Annotated in this window: 7 protein-coding genes; 6 read left to right on the plus strand and 1 reads right to left on the minus strand. The window is 69.1% G+C overall.

The genetic code is table 11. The annotated features are described in order from the left end of the window. The first annotated feature begins 1,120 nt into the window (after positions 1-1,120). Both AB0I73_RS38930 and AB0I73_RS38935 read left to right on the plus strand, forming a co-directional pair. Positions 1,121-1,483 (plus strand): hypothetical protein, encoded by a 363-nt coding sequence (locus tag AB0I73_RS38930; RefSeq protein ID WP_363045129.1) that lies wholly within the window; start codon positions 1,121-1,123, stop codon positions 1,481-1,483. A gap of 26 nt (positions 1,484-1,509) precedes the next feature. After that, complete coding sequence (locus AB0I73_RS38935; RefSeq protein ID WP_363045130.1) at positions 1,510-2,607, plus strand: integrase core domain-containing protein; 1,098 nt, start codon at positions 1,510-1,512, stop codon at positions 2,605-2,607. Positions 2,608-3,034: 427 nt separating this feature from the next. On the opposite strand, the gene AB0I73_RS38940 is transcribed toward AB0I73_RS38935, so the two are convergent. Continuing rightward, on the minus strand, positions 3,035-3,559 hold the full coding sequence (locus AB0I73_RS38940) for a hypothetical protein (RefSeq protein ID WP_363045131.1): 525 nt from the start codon (positions 3,557-3,559) through the stop codon (positions 3,035-3,037). 274 nt (positions 3,560-3,833) lie between these two features. On the opposite strand from AB0I73_RS38940, the gene AB0I73_RS38945 reads away from it, so the two are divergent. From AB0I73_RS38945 to AB0I73_RS38960, 4 genes are all read left to right on the plus strand, one after another. Further along, positions 3,834-4,166 (plus strand): trypco2 family protein, encoded by a 333-nt coding sequence (locus tag AB0I73_RS38945; protein WP_363045132.1) that lies wholly within the window; start codon positions 3,834-3,836, stop codon positions 4,164-4,166. A gap of 68 nt (positions 4,167-4,234) precedes the next feature. Then, positions 4,235-7,327 carry a tetratricopeptide repeat protein gene (locus AB0I73_RS38950; protein WP_363045133.1) on the plus strand — a complete coding sequence of 1,031 codons (3,093 nt, stop codon included), beginning with the start codon at positions 4,235-4,237 and terminating at the stop codon, positions 7,325-7,327. A gap of 228 nt (positions 7,328-7,555) precedes the next feature. Then, on the plus strand, positions 7,556-8,314 hold the full coding sequence (locus tag AB0I73_RS38955; RefSeq protein ID WP_363045134.1) for an IS6 family transposase: 759 nt from the start codon (positions 7,556-7,558) through the stop codon (positions 8,312-8,314). A 259-nt stretch (positions 8,315-8,573) separates the two neighbouring features. After that, the coding region (locus AB0I73_RS38960; RefSeq protein ID WP_363045135.1) for a S1 family peptidase at positions 8,574-8,953 on the plus strand (380 nt) is incomplete at its 3' end.

The following is an 8,953-nucleotide window of genomic DNA, read 5'->3' on the forward strand; positions in this document are numbered from 1 at the left end:
CAGGCTTCACCCTTCTTCGCCACCGCATCCTCCTCGGATAACGACACGCTCCGTCACCACCGAAAGTGAGACAGGGCCGTTAAATTGACACACCCCTCATTCGCTGACGCGGTGGGTGTCGTCGCTGGCACGGTGGCTGGCGGGCTTGGTGCAGCAGCAGTTGGTGCTGCGTGTATCGGTACTGCTGGCGCCGCATGCATTGGCGCCGCCGTCGTCACCGGCGCGCTATGGGGTGCAGGGGGCGGCGCTGCTGGCGCCACGATTGCAGGCGGCACGCAAGCGGAACGACAGAATGGCATGTGGGGCGGTCTGATTGGTGGAGCAGTCGGGAGCTTCTTCTGAGGAGAAACGCGTGGAACGAAAAACCCCAAACGCTCTCGCTATTGTCGTCAGTTGCGCCGCTCTTACCTGCCTCGTAGGAGTTCTTGTCACTGCAGCTGGACTTTTCGACTGGCCAATTTGGCAGTCCGCCGCGCTCTTCGCTGGGGTCGGCCTCATTGCGGGGGGCATAGCCGTAGCGCGACGGAAGTCAGTATCTAGAAGCGGCGAAGAGACAGAATGATATCCGCAGCCAGCGAGACGTTTCACGGATTCCAGAGCGCTAACTGAATCAACGGCGCCTACCGCAAGCACGAGGGCTGGCCGCCAGGCGATGACCTGGCGGCCAGCTCTCACGACGTAGAAGCGACGAGGCTGACTGCCTCGACTCCGCCGGCCCTACAAGACTTGTCATCTGCAGTCTGTGCTGGTCCCCGTCTGGCGTCGGGCGGCGAGGTAGGCGCTCCAGTCGGGTGCCGCGCGTTGGTGCCACTTTTCTGCTGTGATCACGTGTATGCCGGTGATCGAGGCCAGGACGGCAGGTGGTAGGTCGTGGGCGAGGTTGAGGCAGGCGGTGACCCGGGACGGTTTGGCTCTGATGCCGTAGGTGTTGAGCCGTCGCTGGAGAGTAGCGACGGGCATGGGCCGGGCCGGATAGCTTCCCTGGAAGAGCCTCACAGGCGCCGGTGCGGCGGTGGTCTCATGCTCTGTTGCGAGTTGCTCGACCAGGGTGTCGAGCGGTGGGGGCAGAGGAAGAGGCTGGCGGTCGAGGAGAAGTCGGTTGCCAGCGGGATCTGGTCGGATGTCGTTGCTGGTGAGCGACGATCCGGCTCAGTGGCTGGGCATAGAGGTGGACCAGCGCGCCCGCGACCCTGACGTCGAGTGGCAGCTGGTCGTCGTGCAGGCACTGCTGGAGGACGTCCCAGTGGACGTCTTCGTCGAGGCCGGCGGGATCCGGTTTGCCTCGGTGGGGGACGAGGAGCTCGTGTGCGTAGCCGCGTCGAGCTGCCCAGACAAGGAAGTCGCGGACGTTGTACCGGGTGCTCATGCCGCCGGCCAGCCAGTCGTCCACGTTGCCCTTGCCGAATACCTCATCCGTGCAGGTGGGAGTGGGTTTCCCGGGGCGCCGGCCGGGACAGCTCGAGCCGATGCTCTCGCACGCTGACGGTGAGCGCGGCATGATGATCGGCCGTGTTGCTGAGACTGGCGTACCTGTGTGTGACGAACGCGTTCGCGATGCTGAGGTTGCTGCCGATGAGCGACCGAGAGAAGGATGTTGAGATCCTGGCTCTCCGTCATCAGATTGCGGTGTTGGAGCGGCAACTGAGCGGGCAGCGGGTGCGGTTCCACCCCAGCGACCGGGCTCTTCTGGCGGCGCTGCTGCATGGCCTGCCGCGGGAGGCCCTGCGCCGGATGCGGCTGCTGGTCCGCCCCGATACGGTGCTGCGCTGGCACCGCGACCTACTCGCCCGACGCCACGTCGCCCAGTCCCGGCCGAGGCGCGGGGGCCGGCCGCGCACCGTGCGCTCGATCCGAGCTCTGGTGCTGCGCCTGGCCAGGGAGAACCCGAATTGGGGATACCGCCGCCTGCACGGTGAGCTGCTGGTGCTCGGCGTACAGGTGGCCGCCTCCACGGTCTGGGAGATCTTGAAGGAGGCAGGGATCGATCCGGCGCCGGAGCGGGCCTGCAGCACCTGGGCAGCTTTCCTGCACTCTCAGGCGGACGCGCTCCTGGCATGCGACTTCTTCGAGACCGTCACCTTGTCCGGGGCACGCCTGTACGTGTTCGCCGTGATCGAGCATACGAGCCGGCGGATTCGGATCCTGGGCGCGACCGCGCATCCGACCACCTCCTGGGTAATCCAGGGTGCAAAGAATCTTGTGATGGACCTTGAGGACGCCGGCTGCCGAGCACGCTACTTGATCAGGGACCGGGACGGAAAGTTCCCTCAGCTGTTCGATGCGGTCCTCCAGGATGCGGGCATCGAAGCCGTGCTCAGCGGCGTCCGGATGCCGCGCATGAACTCGATCATGGAGCGGTGGGTACAGACCTGTCGGCGAGAGCTGCTGGACCGTACCCTGATCTGGAACCAGCGCCATCTCCTGCGTGCCCTACGCGAGTTCGAGAACTTCTACAACGAGCACAGGCCGCATCAAGGCCTTGCGAATGCCCGGCCCCTCAACCCTCTGCCCACGCCGATCACCGCTCCGGAGCAGATCGCCCGCCTCGACATACGCAGACGCGACCGCCTCGGCGGCATCCTCCACGAGTACGAACATGCCGCCTAACCTGCACGGATGACATTTTCGGCAAGGGCAACATGCTCCCGGCTCGGCCCTCCAGCCACTACAGCGTTCTCACAAACCCCGAGGTCGGTCCGTTCGTCGCACGCTGCACCAGTTGTCACGCTCGGTATCCCCACCCTTGGGTGATCCCGCAGGGCGCGCCGATGCCTTTCGACTGGGCTCGCGAGGCTCCACCGACCGCGTAAGCGCCGAGCAGGCTCAGTATGGGGAAGAGGGGTCGCACTCGCAGCCGGGAAGGCCGGGAGAAGGCCACGTATGCCCCATGCGTGCCCGATCGGACGGCCATAGGCGGGGAACAGCGGGGAACGTCGGCGAGTCGCCCGGAGACTCGCAGGTCAGCATCTTGCCAGGTCAGCCCGATTCCAGTTACGCGATCTTCCAAACTGGGGCCGTCTCGGGAACCTTGATGCTAGTCCTGAGAGGCATCCACAGTGGGCCGCAGGCCACCTGTCCGCGTACTCGTCCAGACGCCATTCGCCAGCAACGCCAGGCCGACGAGGACTATCAGACATCCGGAAAGGCCGGCCAACCCCGCTATGGATGTCTCTCCATCCGGATCGCCAACGCCACCGGGGGTCGGCTCGGTGCTGAGCCAGTTCACCGCTGCCTGCGCCTGGGTCACCACCAGAACGCCCAAGGCCATGAGCAGGGAGCCCATGGAAAAGTCGTAAGGGCGAATCGACCTCCCTTTCCGTGGCCGCGCCCAGACGACCCCGCCCACCAGTGAGACCGGGACCGTGAGGAGCTGACCGACAAGCAACCCCATCAGCAGGGCGAGACGCAGGTGGTCGAGTCCCTCACCTCTGGGGTCGAAGATCAGGGCTCCTGCACCCCCTGCAAGAAAGCCGATCGCCACCGCACGGATCAATGTCACATCGGACAGGATGCCGGAGGAGACGCCCCGTTGGGGACACAGGCAGGAAGTCGACTGCACAGCGGGACTCCCCGTACAGCAGAGAAGTACAGCAACCACAGCGATCACAGCCGACCGTCGCCGCCTTCAACACCCACATGATCGGCCGATCAGACCACAACGACTGTCGCGCCCACGGCCCCGCTTGGCCGGGCTCTGGCCGCCGCTATCGGGATACCTCATACCGTCGGCCTACACCCATCAAGGGCAACCGGCACCTTGAAGCGCAAAACCTCAGAAGCGCTCTACAGTGGTGTCGGCGAAGTGCGGGGCGGGACGAGAGGGACGGGGTTCGGTGGACATTCCCTTGGTGAAGGCGGTCGCCGCGGTACGCGACGAGCTGATCGAGGCGGCGGGGGTGGGCGGCAACCACCCCGACCTCGTCTTCGCGGTCGGGCCCGTGGAGATGGAGTTCGAGGTGGAGATCCGGGCGGACGCGAAGGCGAAAGCGGGCTTCCGGCTCTGGGCGGTCGGCGCGGAAGCAGAGGCGGGTGTCTCCCGCGGCCGTACCCACCGCGTGTCGTTCACGCTCACCCCGCGCAAGGCCACCGGCGGTGACCTGCTCGTCAGCGGCGGCGCCGGCCGGCCTGCCGGGCCCGAGAACGCGGCGGACCGCATTCCGGACTGATTCGGACCTCAGGGGCCAGCTTAGGAGTTGCCCCGCACCGCTTCCCGAAGCGTCCGTCAGGGGGACCGATGCACCGTCAGCGAGTGGTGGCCGTGGAGGGCTCGGGCGAGCGGGGCTCGGGGTACGTGATCGCGCCCGGACTGGTGCTGGCGTCGGCGCACGTCGTCCCGGGCGCTGCGAAGACCGAGGTGTTCAGGCCGGGCGACGGAGCCAGGTGCCGGGCCACCGTGGTCTGGCGCGGCACCCCGGGCGGCCGGGACGACGCGGCCCTGCTGTCTGTCACCGATCTGGCCTGGGTGCCGCCGGAGGGCGCCCCGCCCGGCTGGGGGCGGCTGGTGACCGACCGGCCCGGTACTCCCTGCGAGCTCGCCGGGACGCCGGAGGCCATCCAGCGTCCTAACCGTCCCTGCGAGGTGTGGCAGGCGACCGGCACCCTTAATCCCCTGACTGGCCGAGCCGACAACCGGCATGTCGTCACCCTGCGCGAGGTCCCCGCGCCGACGGCCGACGACACGTCGCCCTGGGGCGGCCTCTCTGGGGCCGCGGTCTTCAGCGGCGGCCTGCTCACCGGGGTTATCGCCGCCGACCTTGCCGGGTTCGGACACGCTGGCCTCGGCGTTGTACCCGCCTACGTCCTCCACCACGATCCGGCCTTCCGGGCGGCCTTGGCCGAGCACGGCGCGGCGCGGGACGGCGGGGAACCGCTGGAGCCAGTGGAGTGGCGGCATCTAGCCGACATCAACGACACCCGCCCCACGGCGGGCCTCCTGGCCTCCCCCGCCGTGCTGCTGCGGGCCCGGCGCGCAGTGGTGCCGTTCCGGGGCCGGGAGGACTTGCTGAGACGGATGCGCGCCTGGTGCGACACGCCGGGATTCGGCGTCTGGCTAGTACACGGTCCGGCCGGACAGGGCAAGACCCGTCTCGCCCATCAGCTCGCCACCGGACTCGAACAGGGTGCACCCCGGTGGGCCACGCTGTGGCTGCGCGCCGACGCCTCCGCCGCAGACTTGGCCGTACTAGCGTCGGCCGCGGTCCCCACACTGGTGGTGGTCGACTACGCCGAGACACGCCCCGGCCAACTGTCCGCTCTACTAAGGGCATTGGCCAGGAAAGACGGCGCGGTCCGCATCAAAATGATCCTGCTGGCCCGGACCGCCGAGGACTGGTGGGACGACCTGCGCGGCGACACCTTCGAGGCCGAGGATCTGCTCGACGGGGCCTCGGTGACTGCGCTGAAGCCGCTGGAGCCCGAAGCCAGCAACCGGGAGGCGGCCTACCGCGAGGCGGCGGACGGATTCGCCGCCGAGTTACGGGATGTGCAGCGCTGGCAGGATCATCCCTGGTCCGCGCTGGCCGCGAGCATGTCCGTGCCGACGCTGGATGGGCCCGGCCTGGCGAGCGCTCTCACCCTGCACATGACTGTGCTGGCGGACCTCCTCGACGCGGCCACCAAAACGGGCCCCGACGACCCGGACACCGACGGCTACCCGGACACGCCGGTCCTCGACGGTGCCGGCACCGGCACCGTCGAGGACCGGTTGCTGGGCCACGAGCGCCGCTACTGGAAGGCCGCCGCGACCGCCCACCACCTCCACCCGCAGCTCTCCATGAGCACCCTCGTCGACGCCCTGGCCGCCGCGTTCCTGTACGGGGCTGACGACGGGGACGAGGCGGACGCGCTCCTGGCGAGGGTACCGAACCTGTCCGACCAGCCCCGCGACCGCCGGAGCGCCGTGCGCGCCTGGATCCGCGCCCTGTACCCGCCGGACGACGCCCGCGTGTGGGACGGCCTCCAACCCGACCGGCTCGCCGAGCGCTTCCTCGGGCGCCACCTGCACCGCCATCCGCGCCTGTCAGAAAGTCTGCTGCCCGGCTCCGGCCCGGCCCAGGCCACCCGGCTGCTCACCGTCCTTACCCGGGCGGCCGCCCAGCCCGACCTCCGCCACCGGCTCGGCCCCGATCTGACCGCGCTGTGCGCCGCGCACCCCGGCCTGCTCGCCGCGCCAGCCGTCGAGGTCGTCACCCGCACCGAGAACCCGCAGCCGCTGGTCGAGGCCTTACGTCGCGTCTCCGACGACCCGGCCACCCCCCGCGCCCTCCTGGAGGACCTGGCCGACCGTCTGCCGCAGCACAGCCACAACCTCGCCGGCGTCGCTGCCCAACTGCTGCTGCGGCTGGTGAAACACCACCGCGACCACGCCGGCGGCCCCGACCGGCCGGCCGCCTACGCGCGCGCCCTGGACCGCGCCTCGTACCGGCTCGGGGCGCTGCGCCGGTACGAGGAGGGACTGGACGCCAGCCGGGAGGCGGTGGCCATTTGGCGCGAACTGTGCGCGCGGGGGTCGCCGCCCGCGCTCGAGGACCGGGCGCACCTCGCGGAGAGCGTCAACGGCCTGAGCCTGCGCCTAGCCGCGCTGGGACAACAGGGGGAGTCGCTGACCGCCACCCAGGAAGCCGTGGAGATCCGCAGGGAACTGGCCGCTGAACGGCCCGACCTCTACCGCAACGATCTCGCCAAGAGCCTCAACAACCTCTCGCTCCGACTGGGAGAGCTTGAACGGACGGCGAAGGCACTAGGCGCGATACACGAAGCGGTGGCAATCCGCCGCGAGTTGGTCGCCGTCCAGCCGGAGCGGCACTGGTTCGCCCTCTCCGTCAACCTCACCAATCTGTCGACCCGCTTGGTGGCCGCGGACCGCCACGAGGAGGCGTTGGCCGCCTCGGAGGAGGCCGTGGAGATCCGCCGCCAGCTCGCCGACAGTGTTCCGGACGCCACTCTCCCCGCCCTGGCCTTCAGCCTCAACAACCTGGCCGTCCGCCGGGGCAAGGTGGGCCGCCGTGAAGAAGCCCTCGCAGCGATCACCGAGGCGGTGGCGATCCGGCGCCGCATGACCGCCGTCCGGCCCACAGTCCACGAGCCCCACCTCGCCACCTGCCTGAGCAACCTCTCGACCCGGCTATCCGCTTTGGGCCGCCACGAGGAGGCAGTGATGGCCGTCACTGAGGCCGTCATCATCCGGCGCCGTCTGGCCGCCGACCAGCCCGGCATTTACATCCCCGTCCTCGCCAAGGCTTTGCGCAAGCAGGCGCGCCACCTGGCCGCGCTCGGGCGCCACGAAGAGGCAAAGGCGGCGGCGGCCGAGGCGGCCGCACTCGGGTAGCGGGATGGCCGACACAGCGGACGTAGCGGTGGCCGCCTTCGTAGAGGAAGCGGGAGCGGGCGACTCGGGCGGCGACCGCTCTGGCCGCCGTGTACTGCCAGCGCACTGGCATGAGCCGGGAGTCCCTGAAGTCGTATCTGCAACTGGAACAGCAGCACGACCGGGCAGCGGAACCGGGAGACGGAGAGTGGGCCCTGCGGCGTTGTCACGTTGGCTGCCTGACCTGGGATGATCTTGGAGTTGATCGTGCCGGGGAGGGAGTCGCTGGTGTCGTCCGCGCTGCGGTCGTACCAGGGCCACCGGTACCCGGTGGAGATCATCGCGCACTGCGTGGGGCGGTACTTCCGCTTCCCGCTCAGCTTCCGGGAGGTCGAGGAGCTGATACTCAAGCGCGGTGTCGCTGTGTCCTACGAGACGATCCGCCGATGGTGCCTGAAGCTCGGGCGGTCCTACGCCAACGCGCTGCGCCGCCGACGTCCCCGGTCCGGCGACACGTGGCACTTGTACGAGGTCTTCATCACGATCAACGGCGAGCAGAAGTACCTCTGGCGCGCGGTCGACCAGGACGGCAACGTGCTGGACACCCTGGTCCAGTCGAGGCGGGATGCCAAGGCCGCCAAGCGATTCCTCGCCAGGCTGCTGAAGAAGCAGGGCCGGGTACCGCGGGTGCTGATCACCGACAAGCTCCGCTCCTACGGCACCGCCCACCGGGAGCTGATGCCCTCCGCCGAGCACCGTGCCCACAAGGGCCTGAACAACCGGGCCGAGAACTCCCACCAGCCCACCCGGCAGCGCGAACGCGCCATGAAAGGCTTCCGCTCCGTCGGCGGAGCCCAGCGGTTCCTGGCCGCGTTCAGCGGCATCTCCCCCCACTTCCGGACCCACCGCCACCTGATGACCGCCGCCCACTACCGCGCCGAGATGACCATCCGCTTCGCCATCTGGGACCAGATCACCGGCCGCGCCACCCTGCCCCCAACAGCCTGACCCAGACCGCCGCCCGAAGCCGACCCACACCCCGACACATCATCAGGCACTCACGTACTCAACAACGTGACAGCGCCCTGATTCCGCCTGCCCTTGACCGGCTCCGCGAGCAGTCCGACGTCGGGCCCGGGCAGGTGCCCGGCCGGCGTTGTCACGTTTGCGTCCGGTTCCTCCCGAGGCGGCCTGTCGACTCGGTGACGGTTCCCCCACCATGGGTGCACCGGAGCGCGACTCCACCGCGTCCCCACTGGGAGGAACCGTGAGACGCTCGCCCATCCTCGTAACCCTGACTGCCGTCCTGACCGCCCTCGCCGCCGTGTTCCTGACGGCACCCGCCGCATCGGCGGCGCCGACCGCCGTACGCGGCGGCGACACGTTGTACGGTAACGGCGGCGCCCGATGCACGGTCGCCTTCAACGCCCTTGGCGGCAGCACGTACTACGGCATCCTCGCGGGGCACTGCGCGGGTACCAGCACCACCTGGTACGCGGATTCGGCCCGCACGGTGCCCGTCGGCACCACCGCCGGATACAGCTTCCCGAGGAACGACTACGGGCTGGTCCGCTACACCAACACCGCCCTCTCCTACCCCGGTGAGATCAACCTGGGCGGCGGCGTCGTCCGGGACATCACCGGGGC

The organism is Streptomyces sp. NPDC050388, assembly GCF_040655635.1.
Taxonomy (GTDB): domain Bacteria; phylum Actinomycetota; class Actinomycetes; order Streptomycetales; family Streptomycetaceae; genus Streptomyces.

Bases quoted from the DNA above. Each gene is read 5' to 3' on its own strand.
- AB0I73_RS38930 (WP_363045129.1), top strand. From the start codon at position 1,121: ATGTCGTTGCTGGTGAGCGACGATCCGGCTCAGTGGCTGGGCATAGAG.
- AB0I73_RS38950 (WP_363045133.1), top strand. From the start codon at position 4,235: ATGCACCGTCAGCGAGTGGTGGCCGTGGAGGGCTCGGGCGAGCGGGGC.
- AB0I73_RS38955 (WP_363045134.1), top strand. From the start codon at position 7,556: ATGATCTTGGAGTTGATCGTGCCGGGGAGGGAGTCGCTGGTGTCGTCC.